Annotated in this window: 20 protein-coding genes; 17 read left to right on the forward strand and 3 right to left on the reverse strand. The window is 30.1% G+C overall.

The window, feature by feature from the left end:
* Positions 1-22: 22 nt before the first annotated feature.
* The 4 genes from IR151_RS14560 (at position 23) to clpP (ending at position 2,117) form a co-directional block, all read left to right on the forward strand.
* Positions 23-460, forward strand: a complete 438-nt coding sequence (locus IR151_RS14560; RefSeq protein ID WP_227435684.1) for a LytTR family DNA-binding domain-containing protein — start codon at positions 23-25, stop codon at positions 458-460.
* A gap of 15 nt (positions 461-475) precedes the next feature.
* Entirely contained in the window at positions 476-919 is a 444-nt protein-coding gene (locus IR151_RS14565; RefSeq protein WP_227435686.1) for a DUF3021 family protein, read from the forward strand.
* 128 nt (positions 920-1,047) lie between these two features.
* The gene (locus IR151_RS14570; RefSeq protein ID WP_227435689.1) at positions 1,048-1,536 is read left to right on the forward strand and encodes a helix-turn-helix domain-containing protein; all 489 of its coding nucleotides are present in this window, start codon (positions 1,048-1,050) and stop codon (positions 1,534-1,536) included.
* A complete protein-coding gene (gene clpP, locus IR151_RS14575; protein WP_227435691.1) occupies positions 1,533-2,117 on the forward strand; it encodes an ATP-dependent Clp endopeptidase proteolytic subunit ClpP in 585 nt (194 codons plus the stop codon). Before IR151_RS14570 ends, clpP begins: the two co-directional genes overlap by 4 nt.
* A 377-nt stretch (positions 2,118-2,494) precedes the next feature.
* On the opposite strand, the gene IR151_RS14580 is transcribed toward clpP, so the two are convergent.
* On the reverse strand, positions 2,495-2,986 hold the full coding sequence (locus IR151_RS14580) for a DUF2284 domain-containing protein (protein ID WP_227435693.1): 492 nt from the start codon (positions 2,984-2,986) through the stop codon (positions 2,495-2,497).
* Positions 2,987-3,265: 279 nt separating this feature from the next.
* Here IR151_RS14580 and IR151_RS14585 point away from each other — a divergent pair, with 279 nt between their 5' ends.
* The 5 genes from IR151_RS14585 (at position 3,266) to IR151_RS14605 (ending at position 8,338) form a co-directional block, all read left to right on the forward strand.
* Positions 3,266-4,342, forward strand: a complete 1,077-nt coding sequence (locus IR151_RS14585; protein WP_227435695.1) for a glycosyltransferase — start codon at positions 3,266-3,268, stop codon at positions 4,340-4,342.
* Between the two features lie 78 nt (positions 4,343-4,420).
* Positions 4,421-6,031: an exosporium glycoprotein BclB-related protein gene (locus IR151_RS14590; RefSeq protein ID WP_227435697.1), complete on the forward strand. Its 1,611-nt coding sequence runs from the start codon at positions 4,421-4,423 to the stop codon at positions 6,029-6,031.
* 145 nt (positions 6,032-6,176) lie between these two features.
* Positions 6,177-6,938: an epoxyqueuosine reductase gene (locus IR151_RS14595; protein WP_227435699.1), complete on the forward strand. Its 762-nt coding sequence runs from the start codon at positions 6,177-6,179 to the stop codon at positions 6,936-6,938.
* 262 nt (positions 6,939-7,200) lie between these two features.
* Positions 7,201-7,479, forward strand: a complete 279-nt coding sequence (locus IR151_RS14600; protein ID WP_227435701.1) for a CD3324 family protein — start codon at positions 7,201-7,203, stop codon at positions 7,477-7,479.
* Between the two features lie 295 nt (positions 7,480-7,774).
* On the forward strand, positions 7,775-8,338 hold the full coding sequence (locus IR151_RS14605; RefSeq protein WP_227435703.1) for a DUF1062 domain-containing protein: 564 nt from the start codon (positions 7,775-7,777) through the stop codon (positions 8,336-8,338).
* Positions 8,339-8,618: 280 nt separating this feature from the next.
* Here IR151_RS14605 and IR151_RS14610 read toward each other — a convergent pair whose 3' ends face one another.
* Positions 8,619-9,248: a DUF3786 domain-containing protein gene (locus IR151_RS14610; protein WP_227435704.1), complete on the reverse strand. Its 630-nt coding sequence runs from the start codon at positions 9,246-9,248 to the stop codon at positions 8,619-8,621.
* 318 nt (positions 9,249-9,566) lie between these two features.
* Between IR151_RS14610 and IR151_RS14615 the strand changes: the two genes are divergently transcribed.
* The 8 genes from IR151_RS14615 to IR151_RS14650 all read left to right on the forward strand — a co-directional run bounded on the left by IR151_RS14615 (position 9,567) and on the right by IR151_RS14650 (position 17,444).
* Positions 9,567-10,226 (forward strand): response regulator transcription factor, encoded by a 660-nt coding sequence (locus IR151_RS14615; protein WP_227435708.1) that lies wholly within the window; start codon positions 9,567-9,569, stop codon positions 10,224-10,226.
* A gap of 204 nt (positions 10,227-10,430) precedes the next feature.
* The gene (locus tag IR151_RS14620) at positions 10,431-11,489 is read left to right on the forward strand and encodes a lysylphosphatidylglycerol synthase transmembrane domain-containing protein (RefSeq protein ID WP_227435711.1); all 1,059 of its coding nucleotides are present in this window, start codon (positions 10,431-10,433) and stop codon (positions 11,487-11,489) included.
* 244 nt (positions 11,490-11,733) lie between these two features.
* Positions 11,734-13,878: a formate dehydrogenase subunit alpha gene (gene fdhF / locus IR151_RS14625; protein WP_227435714.1), complete on the forward strand. Its 2,145-nt coding sequence runs from the start codon at positions 11,734-11,736 to the stop codon at positions 13,876-13,878.
* 47 nt (positions 13,879-13,925) lie between these two features.
* Positions 13,926-14,759 (forward strand): formate dehydrogenase accessory sulfurtransferase FdhD, encoded by an 834-nt coding sequence (fdhD, locus tag IR151_RS14630; protein WP_227435717.1) that lies wholly within the window; start codon positions 13,926-13,928, stop codon positions 14,757-14,759.
* A gap of 11 nt (positions 14,760-14,770) precedes the next feature.
* Positions 14,771-14,944 (forward strand): hypothetical protein, encoded by a 174-nt coding sequence (locus tag IR151_RS14635; protein ID WP_227435728.1) that lies wholly within the window; start codon positions 14,771-14,773, stop codon positions 14,942-14,944.
* A gap of 36 nt (positions 14,945-14,980) precedes the next feature.
* Positions 14,981-15,532: a 4Fe-4S dicluster domain-containing protein gene (locus IR151_RS14640; protein WP_227435731.1), complete on the forward strand. Its 552-nt coding sequence runs from the start codon at positions 14,981-14,983 to the stop codon at positions 15,530-15,532.
* Between the two features lie 20 nt (positions 15,533-15,552).
* Positions 15,553-16,929 (forward strand): [FeFe] hydrogenase, group A, encoded by a 1,377-nt coding sequence (locus IR151_RS14645; RefSeq protein WP_227435734.1) that lies wholly within the window; start codon positions 15,553-15,555, stop codon positions 16,927-16,929.
* Positions 16,929-17,444, forward strand: coding sequence for a 4Fe-4S dicluster domain-containing protein (locus tag IR151_RS14650; RefSeq protein ID WP_227435736.1), 516 nt, complete (start codon positions 16,929-16,931; stop codon positions 17,442-17,444). The genes IR151_RS14645 and IR151_RS14650 overlap by 1 nt, the downstream gene beginning before the upstream one ends.
* A gap of 83 nt (positions 17,445-17,527) precedes the next feature.
* On the opposite strand, the gene IR151_RS14655 is transcribed toward IR151_RS14650, so the two are convergent.
* Positions 17,528-18,811 (reverse strand): conjugated bile salt MFS transporter, encoded by a 1,284-nt coding sequence (locus tag IR151_RS14655; protein WP_227435738.1) that lies wholly within the window; start codon positions 18,809-18,811, stop codon positions 17,528-17,530.
* Positions 18,812-18,936 lie beyond the last annotated feature (125 nt).

The raw sequence follows: 18,936 nt of genomic DNA on the forward strand, positions 1-18,936 counted from the left end.
TCAAAAGAAAGGATGTGTTAGAGTGAAGGTAATAATTGAAACTCCCTTAGACGGAGAAGAGGATGAAATTATAATAAGATGCAGAAATATTGATGATGAAATACTTAAATTGATTTTTAACATCAAGATGCAAAGAGAGTCTCTTATAGCATATAAAAATGAACAACTCTATCGTATCAATCCTTTAGATGTCTATTACTTCGAATCTGTAGATAACCACACTTATCTTTATTGTAAAAATGATGTTTATGAGTTTAAGAAGAAGCTTTATCAGATTGAGGAAATTTTTTTTAATAGTGACTTTCTTAGAATATCTAAGTCTGTAATATTAAATCTTACAAAAATAGACTCAATTGTACCAGCGTTTAATGGTAGATTTGAAGTAATACTAGATAATGGTGAAAAGACAATTATTTCACGCCAATATGTACCAATGTTGAAGAAAAAACTAAAGATATAAAGGAGTTGATTGAATATGAATTTAATAAATACACTAAAGTATGTAGTTCGTTATTTTTGTATGATAACTACAGGAGTTTTAATATCTGTTTTTACTTCTTGTTTAATATTTAGCCCTGATGAGACATTTAGTATAAATATTTTCCAACAGATTTTATTAATTGCATTGGTCACATCTCTATCCACATTAATTTTTTATTCAAAACGAGAACTAGGTAGAAAAGAGTTACTAATTCGACAAGTAATTCATATAATTTTTCTATTTGTTTTCGTTCTGTGGTTTTCATTTAAAAGTAATTGGATTGATAGTGGTCATATTTTTCAAACTCTGTTTATAGCACTATCTATATTTATTATCTATCTTTGTATAACACTTGCTACTTGTAAAAGAGATAAGGAAGAATCTATTTTATTAAATAAAGGTTTGAAAGAATATAGGAAAAATAAAATTAGTAAATAATAGCTAAGACAATTCAACAAATTATAAATTTATTATTAATTGAGTTTTTATATCAGTCATTAATTTAAGATAGCAATTTATATTAAGAAGAAAATTCTTGTATGAGTTATAATACTTAAAAGGAGATGATGAGGTTGAAAACAAATACAGATGTAATTATGGAAATCATTGATTATATAGAAGAACATCTTACAGAAAATCTAAATCTAGATAAAATGGCTGATGTTGCTAGTTATTCAAAATATCACTTACACAGAATGTTTACAAACATTGTGGGATGTACTATGTATCAATATATTAAAAGAAGGAGACTTACTGAAGCAGCTAGACAACTTGTATTTACAGATAAATACATTATAGATATAGCTCTTACAGTTGGATATGCTACACACCAGTCTTTCACATTAGCATTTAAAACTTTATATAAAGAATCTCCACAAGTATATAGAAGTAAAGATGAATTTTATCCTATTCAACAAAGATTTGTTTTAAATCCAAATCATCAAATCCAAAATGTAGATTGTATTTCTTATACAAGTATTAGTTATGAACGAAGAAGAGATGAAATCAATTCTTATCTCAACTTTAATATTAATTGTGAGGTGAAAGTAGCATGAGTTTAGTACCACATGTAATTGAACAGACAGGTCAAGGTGAAAGGTCTTATGATATATATTCAAAACTATTAAAAGATAGAATTATATTTATAGGCGAAGAAATTAATGATGCTATTGCAAGTTTAGTAGTAGCTCAATTACTATTCTTAGAATCAGAAGACCCAGATGCAGATATAACTATATATATAAATAGCCCAGGAGGGGCTGTAACATCAGGGTTTGCTATATACGATACTATGAACTATGTAAGATGTGATGTATCAACTATTTGTATTGGTATGGCTGCAAGTATGAGCGCTTTTTTACTTTCTGGAGGTACAAAAGGAAAAAGATATGCCTTACCTAATGCAGAAATTATGATACATCAACCTATGGGTGGAGCTAAAGGGCAAGCAACAGATGTAAAAATAGCAGTAGATAATATGTTGAGAACAAAGGAAAAATTAGATAGAATTCTTTCTGAGAATACTGGAAAATCAATAGAAGATATTAGAGTAGATACAGATAGAGATAATTTTATGACTGCAAAGGAAGCTAAAGAATATGGATTGATTGATCATATAATGGAGAAGTGTGAGTAGAGTATTATTTTAAAAGCTTAATTTATAGTATATAACTAATGTCAAAATAATCATGTTTAAATGAACATGATTATTTTTTTGTTTAAAAAAAGAAGTTTTTTAAAATGTCAAGTAAATAAGTAATAAATAGTAATTTTACGTATCAGTTTAGAGATTTTCTAGAGATATTAACCAATGTGGTTGCAATGATATGATAACTTATAGACCACACTGGTTAATTTGCATAAGGGGTTAATTTAGATGTAAATCCTATGAACTTATGATAAAAGATAAAGAAGATTATAAATATAAGTTTATAATATATAATTGCATACTATTATGCAGATAATAAATACAAAAAATTGATATAAAAAGTTCAGTAGAAAATATTAATTTTTTTAATCAACTAATAATAAGCCAAAGTGGTTTTGAATTTCTCCTTTTTCTCGTAAAGTATTTATTTCAAGTCCATTTGACCTTACTGTAGCAAAAACATCAATACCACATGCTTCCATTGATGGAGCAGTCTTGTTAGGAAAACTACAAGTATCAGGATTACATTTAGCACACTTTGTACAAGGGCCACTTCCAAAAGCAATTGATTTATAATATCCATCTAAAAAAAGTTCTCTTGCTATTTCAACAGCTAAAGGAGTAACAATACTCATTTTATGACATCGAAATAAAATAGCTTTTTTGTAACAATCTATTATTGCTTGCGTCTGTTGATAGGTTGGAGTATTGGGTGGACAACAATGACTATGACCATATGTATTACAACCAAACTGACACTTATAAATTGTCCATGCTGCTGTGACAATCGTTTTAGGGTCTATTGAAACTGCAATGTCAGCTCCACTAGATTTTAATATTTCAAAGTATTTTTTCATAATTTACCTCCTATCAAAAATAGTTTTATTTTTTATCTTGTATGAATGGTTAAATTTTACGTATTCTTATACTTATGGTAACGCAAAAATAAATATCAATCAAATCGATATATTTAAATTATGAATTAAATAAAAATGAACTATAAACATATATGATAAATAAACTTACCTACTAATTTTTTGTCGTTAAAAATTTTCCATATTTCAATAACAAAATAAGAGTAAATACCATATATTACTTATGTCTGTAATATATAAAAGACAAAGGAGTTGTACATTATGATTACAATAAGTTTGTGCATGATTGTTAAAAATGAAGAAGAAGTTATAGGCAGATGTTTAGAGTGTGTAAAGGATTTAGTAGATGAAATTATAGTTGTAGATACTGGTTCCACAGATTCCACAAAAGAAATAGTTTCAAAATATACAGACATGGTGTACGATTTCGAATGGATAGATGACTTCTCTGCTGCGAGAAATTTTTCATTTTCTAAAGCTTCTAAAGACTATATAATGTGGCTTGATGCAGATGACATAATTTTAGAAGAGGATAGAAAAGAACTATCAAAAGTTAAAGAAAATTTAGATACTTCTATTGATATGGTCATGGCAAAATACAATGTATCATTTGATGAAAACGGAAAACCAACTTTATCATATTATAGAGAACGCTTATTTAAGAGAAGTTCTAATTATAAATGGGTTGACCCTATTCATGAAGTAATACCTCTTGTTGGAGAAATATTTTATTCTGACATTGCAATATCACATAAAAAACTTCATAGACAGGACCCTTTAAGAAATCTCAGAATTTTTGAAAAAATGATTTCAGAAGGTAGGATATTGGAGCCAAGACATCAGTTTTATTACTCAAGAGAATTGTATTATAATGCAAGATATAAAGATGCTATAGAAGGTTTTACTAAGTTTTTAGACTCTTCAAAAGGGTGGATTGAGGATTGTATAAGTGCTTGCAGAGATTTAGCCACATGTTATTACTTAATTAATGATGAAAAAAGTGCCTTATATTCTTTATTTAGAAGCTTTGAATTTGATGAGCCAAGAGCAGAAGTTTGCTGTGATATAGGAAAGCACTTGTTTGATAGACAAAGATATAAAGAAGCTATTTTTTGGTATAAGGTAGCATTAACTAGAGATAAAAATGACATTAATGGAGGATTTAAGTCAAATGATTGTTATGGATACTTACCATATATACAATTAAGTGTATGCTATGACAAACTAGGAGAAATGGATAAAGCGATATCTTATCATGAAAAAGCAAAAGAAATCAAACCTAACGATAGTGCTATTTTGTACAATGAAAATTATTTTAGTAAATATAAAAGTTATTGATAAGTCACAATAATACTAATTTTGACATATTATATAGAGAGCATGAAAGCTCAAATATATTAGGAGGTGCTTTAAGTAATGAGTAGAAATAAATATTTTGGCCCATTTGATGGTAATAACCATGATAACAACTATGATGATTGCAATAGCAGTTGTGATAGTTGTAATAGTTGTGACTGTCATCATGGTTGCCCACCATCATGTATAGGTCCAACAGGTCCAATGGGTCCAAGAGGTAGAACAGGTCCAACAGGCCCAACAGGTCCAACTGGACCAATGGGTCCAACAGGAGCAACAGGAAACACAGGAGTAACAGGAAACACAGGAGCAACAGGGTTAATAGGTCCAACAGGTCCAACAGGGTCAGTAGGTCCAACAGGAGCGACAGGAGCAACAGGATTTGGAGTAACAGGCCCAACAGGTCCAACGGGAGCAACAGGAAATACAGGAGCAGATGGAGTAACAGGCCCAACAGGTCCAACAGGAGTAACAGGAGCAAATGGAATAACAGGTCCAACAGGGATAACAGGAGCAACAGGATTTGGAGTAACAGGCCCAACAGGTCCAACAGGAGCAACAGGAGTAGGAATAACAGGAGCAACAGGTTTAATAGGTCCAACAGGAGCAACAGGAACACCTGGAGCAACAGGTCCAACAGGAGCAACAGGAGCAACAGGAGCAAATGGATTGACAGGTCCAACAGGAGCAACAGGAAATACAGGGGCAGCTGGAGCAACAGGTCCAACAGGTCCAACAGGAGCAACAGGAGATACAGGAGCAAATGGATTAGTAGGTCCAACAGGTCCAACAGGAGCAGCAGGAGCAGCAGGAGCAACAGGTCCAACAGGTCCAACAGGAGCAACAGGGGTAGGAATAACAGGAGTGACAGGAGCAACAGGAGCAACAGGCCCAACAGGAGCAGATGGATTAGTAGGTCCAACAGGAGCAACAGGAAACACAGGAGCAGATGGAGTACCAGGTCCAACAGGTCCAACAGGAGCAACAGGAAATACAGGAGCAGATGGAGCAACAGGCCCAACAGGAGCAACAGGAAATACAGGAGCAGATGGAGCAACAGGACCAACAGGAGCAACAGGAAATACAGGAGCAGCTGGAGCAACAGGAGTAACAGGTCCAACAGGAGCAACAGGTCCAACAGGAATACCAGGAGCTAGTGCTATAATACCTTTTGCATCAGGTATACCACTAGCACTTACAACTATAGCTGGTGGATTAGTGGGCACACCAGGATTTGTAGGTTTTGGAAGTTCAGCTCCAGGCCTAAGTATAGTTGGTGGAGTAATAGACCTTACAAATGCAGCAGGAACATTGACTAACTTTGCATTTTCAATGCCAAGAGCTGGAACAATAACATCTATTTCAGCATATTTTAGTACAACAGCAGCGCTTTCACTTATTGGTTCAACAGTCACAATTACAGCTACACTTTATGAATCAACTGCACCAAACAACTCATTTACAGCTGTACCAGGAGCAACAGTTACACTGGCTCCACCACTTACAGGTATATTATCACTTGGTTCAGTTTCTAATGGAATTGTAACAGGATTAAATATATCAGTAACAGCACAAACTAGATTCTTACTAGTATTTACAGCGACAGCGTCAGGACTTTCATTAGTTAATACTGTAGCAGGATATGCAAGTGCAGGAATTTCGATTAACTAAATTATATAATTAAAAAAAGGCTTCTAGTATCTGATTGATATTAGAAGCTTTTTTATATTAATTGATGAGCAGAATATAGCATACTATTATATAATATAAAATAATAGTATTAAATTAGAAAGAGATACTTTTTTGGGGGGATATTATGAAAAATAGAATTGAAAAATTAATGAATAACTTTGTAAAAGATTATTATAATTCAAATGATGTGACTCAAAAGTGGCAAGAGCTTTTATTTGCCTATGCTTCTGCTGAAGATGAAATGTTTTATCAGTTAAAAAATATTGTAGGAACATCTCATGCTATGCCAAAAGATTTTTTAAAAGATGGTAAGACTATAATTACATATTTTATACCCTTTGATAAAAACATAAATAATAGTAATATTGGAGGGCTCGAATGTTCAGAAAGTTGGGCAAGAGCTTATATAGAAACTAATAAATTGATTTCCGATTTAAATAATTTTTTATGTGAAGAGCTAGGCAACATGGGATTTGACTCCTATGCTATTCCTGGGTCATATAATTTTGATAATGATAAATTGATTAGTGATTGGTCACAAAGACATGTAGCATTCATAGCAGGTCTTGGAACTTTTGGTCTAAACAATATGCTTATTACAGAAAAAGGATGTTGTGGAAGGATAGGAAGTATAATCACAAGCTTAAAGTTAGAACCAACTAAAAGACCAGAAAAGGAATACTGCTTGTATAAACATAATAATAGTTGTAAAAAGTGTGTAAGTAAATGTGTGAAAGAAGCTTTAAAAGAAGATGGGTTTGATAGAAATAAGTGTTATGAAATGTGTATGATAAATGAGAAAAAATATTCTTATATAGGTGGATGTGATATCTGTGGAAAATGTATAGTTGGAGTTCCATGTTCAGTAATAAACCCATCAATGTAAAAGTTTTTTTTAATTAACAATTCTAATTTGATATATAATAAACTACAAATATAAATAAAAAATAAAGAAATTATGTTGATTGACAACTATTTGTGCTATTGATAGACTTATATGTATCGCTGTGATATAAGGAGGGGTGAGACTTTATGCTTGATTTAATCTTTATTTTTGCATAGCAAGGGCTATTGCAACTATAAAATTTAATATACAGATAGCCCTTTGCTATTCCTAATAAAAAATTACTGTTTAATAGGAGAGCAAAATGAGCTATAAAAAAGCAATACATATATTACCAGAAGAATTACTTGAATTGATACAAGAATATGTGGATGGAGAATGTATTTATATTCCCAGAAAATCAAACAATAAAAGAGAATGGGGAAGTAATACATCTACTCGTGAAGATTTAACAATTAGAAATATGCAAATTTATGAAGATTATCAAGTTGGTCATGATTTGCAGTATTTATCAGAAAAATATTATCTGTCTTTGAAGAGTATTCAAAGAATTATATTACAAGAAAAAAGAAAAGATATTTAAGTGTAAGCCAGTATAGTTCTATAACTATACTGGCTTATTTTCTTTTGTTAAAAATGTTTAAGGTATAGTTTTTTTTTAGTGGATGCTATAATTTAATTAATTTCAGAAGCTTATATAATAAGAAAATTCAGCAGTAGTGTCTATATTAAGAGGAAATAATTTATTATATAAGTGTGTAATTGAAATTTAAATTTATTAAAAATTAGGAGGTACTGTTTTGAAAAAAATGCTTGATTATATTCCACCTTTTCACGACTTTCTATTTTAGCAATATTATAGAAAGGAAAATGTATTTATGCAAAAAATTACTTGGGAGATTGAGTATAAATCCCAATTGCCAGTAATTAGGTACTGTAAAAAATGTGGGAAAAAGACTGAATACATCTGTTCAGATTTATTTAGAGTGAATGCCCAACATAAGTATTTAGATATTTGGTTAATATATAAATGCTCAAATTGTGATTCAACATGGAATTCAACCATATATTCTCGTATTAATCCAAAAAACTTAAATCCAGAGATATTAGAACAATTTTATACGAATGATTATAATCTTGTTAAACAATATGCTATGAATGTTGAGTTTTTACATAGAAATGGGGCGAAAGTTGGCATCCCAGAATATAAAATAGTAGGTCAAGATATTTGTATTGATGACTCTACACAAATTCGTATTGCAAGTAAGTATCCATGTCAATTAAAGGTATCCACGTTATTACGTGAGAAGCTTGGCATATCTAGAAAGGTCTTTGAAGACATGTTAGACTGTGGGATGATAAAAAGTATATCTGGAGTTGACCTAAGGAGAAGTAAGTTAAATTATGAGATTGTGTTACAAATTGGAAAGAGTAAACAATAATATTTAAATCGGTTAGACCAGCCAGTTTAACATGTTTTATGTAACATCATTTTAAATAAGTATAGCAGCTTTAAAAAATACAAAGAAGCTATACTTATTTGTGTATAATAACATTATCTTTTTTCTAGATTTTCTAATATCTCATAGTAGTGTGTTGTAGCTAGTGCACTTGGTTTACCTTATCTGATAAATATTGATTTTCTACGTTCATTTCTTAACTCCATTTCATATTAGATTCTGACTAAATTTATCAAGAATTCTACTACAATAGTATCAATGTTTATAATTGATTTACTTTATTCAAAATTGCATCTATAGCTGTGTCAGGAACAACTGCTAAGTCTTCTGCATTAAAATAATAAATTATATTAGAGTCAAATAATATATTTGAATTTGGTGGAAATTCATCATCTCCAAACCAAAGTATAAATATCATAGAAGTATTACCTATGTATGTAAACTTATAAGCTAGGTCACCCATCTTTACTTTTTCAGCTCCAATATTCTCCATGACCAGTTTATATTTATCTATTTTAGATGTAAAGATTTCTGAAAGTCTTGCTAGAGTTCTATTTAGAAAGTTAGGATAATAGACATTGCCTCCAGGAACTTCTTTAAAAGTTATATATTTATTTGTAAGAGGTATACCTTTAGAATTACACAAATACCTAAGCATTAGAATCTTAAGTTCGAAATTTTTACAGAGACTTCCATTACTATTCCAAACTTCTCCACTCGGATAATCAACTATATACTGTCTACCAAAAAAATCAATAGTAAATTTGCTTGAATCACTATTAAAGTCAATATTACTTAAATTACTAATTGTATGAGGGTCCAATTCTTTGAGTTTTTTTCGTGCATAATCAAATGGAACATTATAATTACTTGTTTTGATATTTTTATCCATAATATTTTCCTCCGATTTAAAGACCTATGTATATATTTATAAAAAGTTTTCTTATTATTGATTTTATTATATATCCAGAATATTACAATATTAAATTAATAAATAAATTTTGCTATTTAAAGGAATCTATGTAAAATAAATATTAAGTGTTTAAAATATAAATTTTTTATGTTTGAAGTGTTAAAATGATTCTACTATAAAATATTAATTAATTGCTTTAAGTTATAATATAATAGTATGAGATTTTATATAAATTTATAAAGATATAACTAAATATATAAATTAAGGTGTCATTAAATATGTAATGGAGGTGTTAGTATGTCTAAGATACTAGTAGTAGATGATGAATTAGATATGTTAAAGTTAATTGAAAATATATTAAAAAGAGATGGGCATGAAGTAAAGGTAATTAGTGATGTAGAAAACATTCTTGATATTGATTATAATCCTTTTAATCTAATAATATTAGATGTAATGATGCCCAAAATGGATGGTTTTGAAGTATGTAAAATTATAAGAAATAAGGTTGATTGTCCAATATTGTTTTTGACAGCTAAAAATATGGAAAGTGATGTTATGTATGGTCTTGGTATAGGGGCAGATGATTATATTACAAAGCCTTTTGGTGTAGGTGAGTTAAGAGCCAGAATAAATGCTCATTTGAGAAGAGAAAATAGAGAGAAAAAAAATTCATTAACTATATCAAATGTTCAATTTAATTTTTTGGGAAAAGAAATTTCTGTTGATAATAATAAGATAAATTTTACTAAGAGTGAGTACCTAATATGTGAATTTCTAGCAAAAAATAAGGGACAAGTCTTTTCAAAAGAAAGAATATATGAGCATATATATGGATTTGATGGAGAAAGTGATATAAGTGTTATTACAGAACACATAAAAAATATACGAAGCAAGTTGAAATCTTATGATATTTATACAATAGAGACTGTATGGGGGATAGGATATAAGTGGATATAATAAAGTATTACTCAGTGCAAATACATTATATATCTACAAAATGTTTGTAAAATATTAATCTATATATTAAAATTTAATTTATAGATTAATATTTTTTGTAAATTACAAAATTGTAAGGTATTTTGTTATAAAATATTAATATTAGTAGTGTATACTAATAATATGGTGTTTAATATAAATCTTGAGCAAAGGATGGTTTTTCTAATGGATAAACTAAAAAATATTAGAAAGAGTCTACTACAGTATACATTTTTATTTTTATTAATAGGTATAACAATTTACTTGGTATTTAAAACATTAGATATTAAGATGTTATCAAATGTTATAACTATGGTAGATAAAAAGTTTTTATTTGTAGGGGCTTTGGCAATAATGTCTCACATAATGCTTGAAGGATTAGTAATGAAGATAATTATAGAAAGTACTCACAAAGTCAATATTAGATTTATTGGTTTCAAGCTAGCCATTATGGGATTTTATTATAATCTAATAACTCCATTTGCTTCAGGAAGCCAACCAGTACAAATATATGTACTTAAAAAATGCAAAATGCCACTTAGCAAAGCAAGTGCAGTTGTTACAAATAAGTCTATTATTTTTCAAATAGTAGTTACTGTTTATTGCACAATATTAGTATTAATGAATCTAGCTATGCTAGAAAAACAAATGAAAGTAATCATGCCCTTAGTGTTTCTAGGAATAGCAATTAATTCATTTGTTTTAATTATGATAATTTTAGTTATTTTAAATCCTCAAAAAATAAAATATTTTATGAGAGTTTCAGTAAAATATTTATCAAAATTTAAGTTTTTAAGATTCCTAGAGAGTAAAGTAGACTCTATAGAAAATTTTATAGATGATTATAGTAAAGCAATAAGTTTTTTTGCTAAAAATAAAAAAGTATTGATTTTAACTATTATAGTGACTTTTATTCAATTAAGTGCTTACTTTAGTGTCTCATTTTGGATATATAAAGCATTTAATTTACAAGGTTATAGTTATATTTATATATTAACACTACAAGCTTTTTTATATATGGCAATATCTCCAATACCAACACCTGGTAATGTAGGAGCTAATGAATTAGCATTTTTCACTATATTTAAATCAGTATTCCCTCAACCTCTAATGGGTTATGCAGTATTTTTATATGGTGGATTTATGTACTATTTGATTCTGATTGGAAGTGGTATCTTTACTGTAATTACTCACTATAGAATGAAAAATAGAATTGGTAGAAATGCCATTTTAAGTGAAAATTAGATAAATCTAAATAAGCATATAGTAAAAAATATGTCATAAGAACTATAATATTTTAATTAGGCGATTAAAATATAAGGATTGTTATGACATATTTTTTTTGAAATTTAAAAGGAATTGTGAGAAAATTGTTGAATTTAATAGATAATATTGCAAAATATTTGTAAATTTTGCATATTATAAAAGTACTTTATTATCTTTAAGGTAAATTTTACTCATCAGGGGATAAATCTAAGGGGGGAAATGTATGGAGAAGAAAATTTTAACAGTTTGTCCATACTGTGGAGCTGGATGCCAATTATATCTAGTAGTAAAAGATAACAAGATATTAAAAGCAGAGCCAGCTGATGGTAGAACAAATCAAGGAAGTTTATGTTTAAAAGGTCGTTATGGATGGGATTTTCTAAATGACCCTAAAATTTTAACACCTAGACTAAAAAAACCAATGATAAGAAAACAAGGTGTGTTAGAAGAGGTTGAATGGGATGAAGCTATAAGTTATACAGCTTCAAGATTAAACGAAATTAAAGAAAAATATGGTCCTGATTCTATTATGGGAACAGGCTCTGCAAGAGGGCCTGGTAATGAAGCAAATTATATAATGCAAAAATTTATGAGAGCTACAATAGGAACTAATAATGTTGACCATTGTGCTCGTGTCTGACATGCACCATCTGTAGCCGGTCTGGCTTACTCATTAGGTAGTGGTGCAATGTCTAATTCTATACCAGAAATAGAAAAAGCAGATGTTTTATTCATATTTGGATATAATGGAGCAGATTCACATCCAATAGTTGCAAATAGAATAATTAAAGCTAAGAAAAATGGAGCTAAGTTAATTGTTACTGACCCTAGATTAACTGAGTCTGCAAGAATTGCTGATATACATCTACCTATAAAGGGTGGAACAAATATGGTTTTAGTAAATGCTTTTGGAAACGTTTTAATAGAAGAAGGTCTTTACAATAAAGACTTTGTTCAAAACCATACACAAGGATTTGATGAGTACAAAGAAATTGTTAAACCATATACAGCTAAATATGCTGAGAAGCTGACAGGAATTCCAGAAGAACTTATAAGAAGAGCTATGAGAGAATATGCAAAAGGTAAGAAGGCAATGATACTTTATGGAATGGGTGTCTGCCAATTTGGTCAAGCTGTTGATGTAGTTAAAGGGCTTGCATCAATTGCTCTACTTACAGGTAATTTTGGTAGAGAAAGCGTTGGAATAGGACCTGTACGTGGACAAAATAATGTTCAAGGAGCTTGTGATATGGGGGCTCTTCCTAATGTATATCCTGGTTATCAAAATGTAACTGATGATAAGATAAGAGAAAAATTTGAAAATGCTTGGGGAGTAAAGTTATCTCCTAATAATGGATATAGTTTAACTCAAGTTCCAAATTTAGTGTTAAAAGAGAAGAAGCTTAAAGCTTATTATATATTTGGGGAAGACCCAGTACAAAGTGACCCAGATGCATCAGAAGTTAGAGAAGCTTTAGATGAGTTAGAGTTTGTTGTTGTTCAAGATATATTTATGAATAAGACAGCACTTCATGCTGATGTTATACTTCCAGCTACTTCTTGGGGCGAACATGATGGAGTATATACATGTGCAGATAGAGGATTCCAATTGATGAGAAAAGCTATAGAGCCACAAGGAGATGTAAAACCAGACTGGCAAATTATAAGTGAAATTTCTACAGCAATGGGATATCCTATGAACTACAAAAATACTAGAGAAATATGGGATGAACTTAGAGCATTATGTCCAAATTTCTTAGGTGCTACTTATGAAAAAATAGAGGCCCAAGGTTCTGTTCAATGGCCTTGTAAGAGTGAAAGTATGGAAGACAAAGGAACTATGTATCTATATGAAGGACAAAAATTCTCTACTCCTAATGGAAGAGGTAATTTATTTGCTGCAGAATGGAGACCTCCTATGGAAGTTGAAGATGATGAGTATCCATTTAGTTTATGTACTGTGAGAGAAGTTGGTCACTATTCAGTAAGAACTATGACTGGTAACTGTAGAACACTTAGCTCATTAGAAGATGAGCCTGGTCGTGTTCAAATAAATTGTAATGATGCAGATAGATTAGGAATTGAAGATGATGAACTAGTTAGAATTAGTTCAAGAAGAGGAAGTGTAATAACAAGAGCAACAGTAACTGACAGAGTTAAAGAAGGAGCAACATATATGACTTATCAGTGGTGGGTTGGAGCTTGTAATGAGCTTACAATAGCAAACTTAGACCCTATATCTAAAACACCAGAATACAAATATTGTGCTGTTAAACTTGAAAAACTTGATGACCAAGAGTTAGCAGAGAAATGTGTAAGAGAAGAATATCAAAGTCTTAAAGATAAAATGACTGCCACAAATGTTTAGTAGTTATTAGATTAAAGATTTATAAAAAGCGGAAGGGCAAATATCTTATGGAGAATATATACTCAAAAACTAAGTCCCAAGAAAATAGTAAAGGTGAAGTTTTTGAAAACAGTTATAGTTTAGTAGATTATGAATACATGAATTCTTTTAAATTAGAAATAAGCAAAATAAATGAACATGATTTATCAAATGAATATGAAGAAATAATTGCAGAATATCCACTTAGCTTTATTTTAAATGATAAATACATAAATACATTTTTATGTACACCATATAATTTAAAAGAGCTTGTAGTTGGTTTTTTGAGAACAAAGGGATATATAGAAAATAAAAAAGACATATTAGATATAGAAATAAATGATAAGGAACGTGTTACAAAAGTAACTATTCAAGAGAGACATAAGGATGAAGAGGAACAAATTATATTTTTAAACTCACTAGACTATATAAGTTGTGCTCCTGTAGAGAGTAATATAAAAATAAATTATGATGCGATTTACAGTATAATGGATAAAAACTTAAATTCGTCAGAATTATTTAAAAATACAGGTGGAGTACATAGTGTATCCATATTTGATAATGATAAAAAAATAGTGACCTGTGAAGATGTAGCAAGGCATAACGCAATGGATAAAGCAATAGGGTTTTGTGTTTTAAATGAAATATCACTAAAAGATAAAACTGTAGTTGTAAGTGGGAGAATATCTTTAGAGATGATACTAAAGGCAGCTATGACTCAAATTCCTATTGTAATATCAAAATCAGCACCAACTAATTTATCAATAGAGCTTTCTAAAAAATTAAATATAACTCTTATTGGATTTGTAAGAGGAAGACGAATGAATATCTATGCAAATTCACAGAGAGTTATCAAAAAGTGAGACTGAAGCGTATGTATGCTAATAAAGAAGAAAAAAAATATTCAAGATGTGAAGTGTGTGGAGTAGTAATTGATGATACTGACAAAGTATATGCCAATAAATATAATTTGTGTAAAAAATGCAAGCGAAATATAAGTATTGAAAAAACACTAAAATATATAAATATATATAATAAAAATAACTAGGGACTTAGAAATATACAAATTGAAAGGTGGGATAATATGAATAATAAAATAGGCTCTTTTGTAATAGCAGACCCAAGTAAATGTACAGGTTGCAGATCTTGTGAAGTAGCTTGTTTTACAATGCATAACCAACATAATAATGTAGGATATACGGTTGGGACAGTTGACATACCAGTTATACCTAGACTCTATTTAGTAAAAGGTGATACTTTCTGTATGCCAATACAATGTAGACATTGCGAAGATGCTCCTTGTCTAAATTCATGTCCACAAAAAGCTATAAACAAAGAGAACAATGTCATGTTTGTTAATGAAGAAAAGTGTATAGGGTGTAAAACTTGTCTCCTAGCATGTCCTTTTGGAGCTATAGATTTACTTCCACAATATAAAGATGGTAAAGAAGTAGAACAAGTAATTTTGGAAGAAAATAAAAAAATAGCGTATAAGTGCGATTTATGTAAAGACAATGAAAAAATAGCTTGTATAAGCGCATGTCCTCAAGATGCATTAAAACTTGTTACTCCAATAGATGACAAAAAAGCTAAGAATAGACAAGCTGCACTTAGTTTATTGTTGACAAATAAATAAAGGATAAAGGGGTGACGTTTATGATAATAAATATAGATAAAGATTTATGTACTGGATGCAGAGAATGTTCAAAGGTATGTCCAGTAAATGCTATTGAGGGGGAAGAAGGAAAACCACAAGAGATAAACCCAGATAGATGTGTTATGTGTGGTCAATGTGTTCAAACTTGTAAATCGTATGCTTCAGTTATAGATGAAGGATTTGAGTTTTTGAAAGATAAAAAACAAGAACGAAAAATACCAGAATCAATAAATGAACCTATATTCGCAGCACATAATGTATGCGATGTAGATAGGGTAAAAAAAGCTTTAAGTGACCCAGATGTATTTACTATGGTTCAATGTGCACCAGCAGTTAGAGTAGCTTTGGGAGAGGATTTTGGATACTATCTAGGATATTTAGGTGCTGGAAAAATGGCAGCAGCGCTTAGAGCATTAAAATTTGATAGAGTTTATGATACTAATTTCGCAGCTGATTTAACTATAATGGAAGAAGGTAGTGAGTTAATTAAGAGGGTTACAGAAGGTGGAACTCTTCCAATGTTTACATCTTGTTGTCCAGCTTGGGTTAAATTTATGGAAAAAAATTATCCTAAGTTAACTAATCACTTATCTTCTTGTAAATCACCTCAACAGATGGGTGGCGTAATATTTAAGACATATGGCGCAGAAATAAATAATGTGGATGCATCTAAAATATTTAGTGTTTCTATAATGCCATGCACATGTAAAAAGTATGAATGTGATAGAGAAGAGATGGATTCTAGTGGATATAGAGATGTAGATGTAGTGTTAACTACTAGAGAACTAGCTTACCTAATAAAAGACATGGGAATTGATTTTAAAAATTTAAGAGAAGAAAAGTTTGACAGCCCTTTAGGTAGTTACAGTGGAGCTGGAACTATATTTGGTGTTACTGGTGGAGTTATGGAAGCAGCTATAAGAACAGGTTATGAGCTTATAACTGGAGAAAGCATACCTAATGTAGAAGTAAAACAAGTACGAGGAGAAAGTGGTTTTAGAAAATCAACTATTAAGGTAGGAGATTTAGACTTAAGAGTTGGTGTAGTAAGTGGACTGCAAAATGTAATACCAGTACTTGAAGATTTAGAAAAAGGAAAGTTGGATATAGATTTTATAGAGGTTATGACTTGTCCTGTTGGATGTGTAAGTGGTGGAGGTCAGCCAAAAATTTTACTAGAAGAATATAAAGAATTAGCCTATGAAAATAGAACAAAAGCAACATATGTGCATGATGAACACTTGGCAATTAGAAAATCTCATGAAAATTCTGACATTAAAAAATTATATGATGAATATCTAGTGGAGCCATTAGGAGAAAAATCTCATCATTTATTACACACTACATACTGTATAGGAAAGGAAGTGGCTAAGTAATGAATTATTTTGTTATAGCAGACCCTGATAAGTGCATAGGATGTAGAACTTGTATGATAGGATGTGTGGTTGCACATTCAGATGAAGATATTTTTTACAAAAGTCCAGACGAGATAAACTTTAATCCAAAACTTTCTGTCATAAAAACAAAGGAAGTTAGTGCTCCAATACAATGTAGACATTGTGAGGATGCTCCTTGTGCAAAGGCCTGTCCAAATGGTGGTATAGTTAGGGTGGGTAATACAATAAAAATAAATGAAGAAAATTGTATAGGATGTAAGACTTGTATGCTGGCATGTCCTATAGGAGCAATAGATATAGTTACACTAAAAGATATAGACAAAGGAAAGCTTTGCTTTAGAGAAAGAATGACAGCAAACAAATGTGATTTTTGCATAGATTCACCAGAAGGACCAGCATGTGTAAATGTATGTCCAACAAAAGCATTTACTATAGTTAAAGATGAGGATATAGATAATACTGTTAAAAATAAAAGAAAGTTAGCTATATTATAATATAATTAATAAAAAGATGGAGTTCTAGTTGTTATTAGAGTCTCCATCTTTTTTGTATAATTTTTATAGGGATTAAGAATTAATTATTGTGCCAATTTATCTAACCTTTTCTTATTTAACTTTGTCATTCCCATAGAAGCTGTGATAAGTAAAGCATAGGCGACTATAACTGATAAAATTATAATAGACCAAGAGAATTTATAGCCAAAATTATCAACGAGTAATCCAAATAATGTTGAACCAAGTGCAAATCCAATTGCAAAAATTAACTGAACAATTCCAAAAATACTGCCAAACTCCTTTTGACCAAAAAAAGCACCAGTTAAATAAGCAGGTCCTATCATATAAGCAAATACAGAAAGACCCTTTAAAATAGCAAATACAAATGCAAGATTAGAAGATTTATCGACAAATAGTAATGATAAAGTAGCTATAAGTACAAATATAAAAGATATAATCAGTGGTTTTATTTGACCAAATTTATCAAACAATAATCCTCCAAATAAATTACCAATAAGAGCAAATAATGCAAAAGTGGAACCTACTGTTCCTATTAAAATTGGATTTATATAATTTCTAAGGTAGGTCGGATATTGTACAGATAATGATGAAACATATATACCTACAAAAGCAAATCCAATTGTCATAATCCAAAAATATTTATTCTTTTTAGCCTCTTTTAACGTATAACCCCATACTGAAGGGGATATTTTATTAGGTGTTTCATCATTTTTTATTTTAGAGTTTATTTTCTCATTAGTATCTTTAGGCATTTTAAGCATAAATAATGTCACAGGTATACCAACTATTAGTGCTACAATTCCAAATGTTAGATAAGAACGGCTATATCCTTGAGATGCTAATGAACGAACTACAAGTTGTTGTAGAAATATACTACCAATAGAGCCACCAGCAAAAGCAAAGCCCATAGCTTTTCCTTTACTTTTTTCATCAAACCAAGCACTTATTAAAATTGGTATTCCTATCGCAGATATAATTGTAGCTCCAATTTGTACGATGCATGATACTGTATAAAATTGCCATAGTTCAGTACATATAGAAAATGTAGCAAAACCAATGCTAGAAATTATACAGCCTAATAAATATAATATCTTAACATTGACCTTGGAAAATAATTTACCTATAAATGGTGAAGCAATTGCTGAAGCAATAGTACCAAAAGTAAATATTAGAGAAAAAGATGCTAATCTAAAACCTTCTCCTTCTACAACATAACTTATAAACTGAGGCTGTATACTTGCTACAATACTAAATGGTATAGCTTGTATCAACATGCAACCAAGTACTATAATCCAAGCAGATGAAAAGTTTTTAATGCTAAAATTTTTGTTTAGTAGTGTCTTCATGGTATGATATCTCTCCTTTAGATTATAATTTGTAAATATTAATCTAATTATTCTAAATTTATATATTAGTTTTGGATAGATGAATTAGTTGTATGTAATTTGGGGTATTAATATAAAAATTATCT

This window comes from Clostridioides sp. ES-S-0006-03 (assembly GCF_020662275.1).
GTDB lineage: Bacteria > Bacillota > Clostridia > Peptostreptococcales > Peptostreptococcaceae > Clostridioides.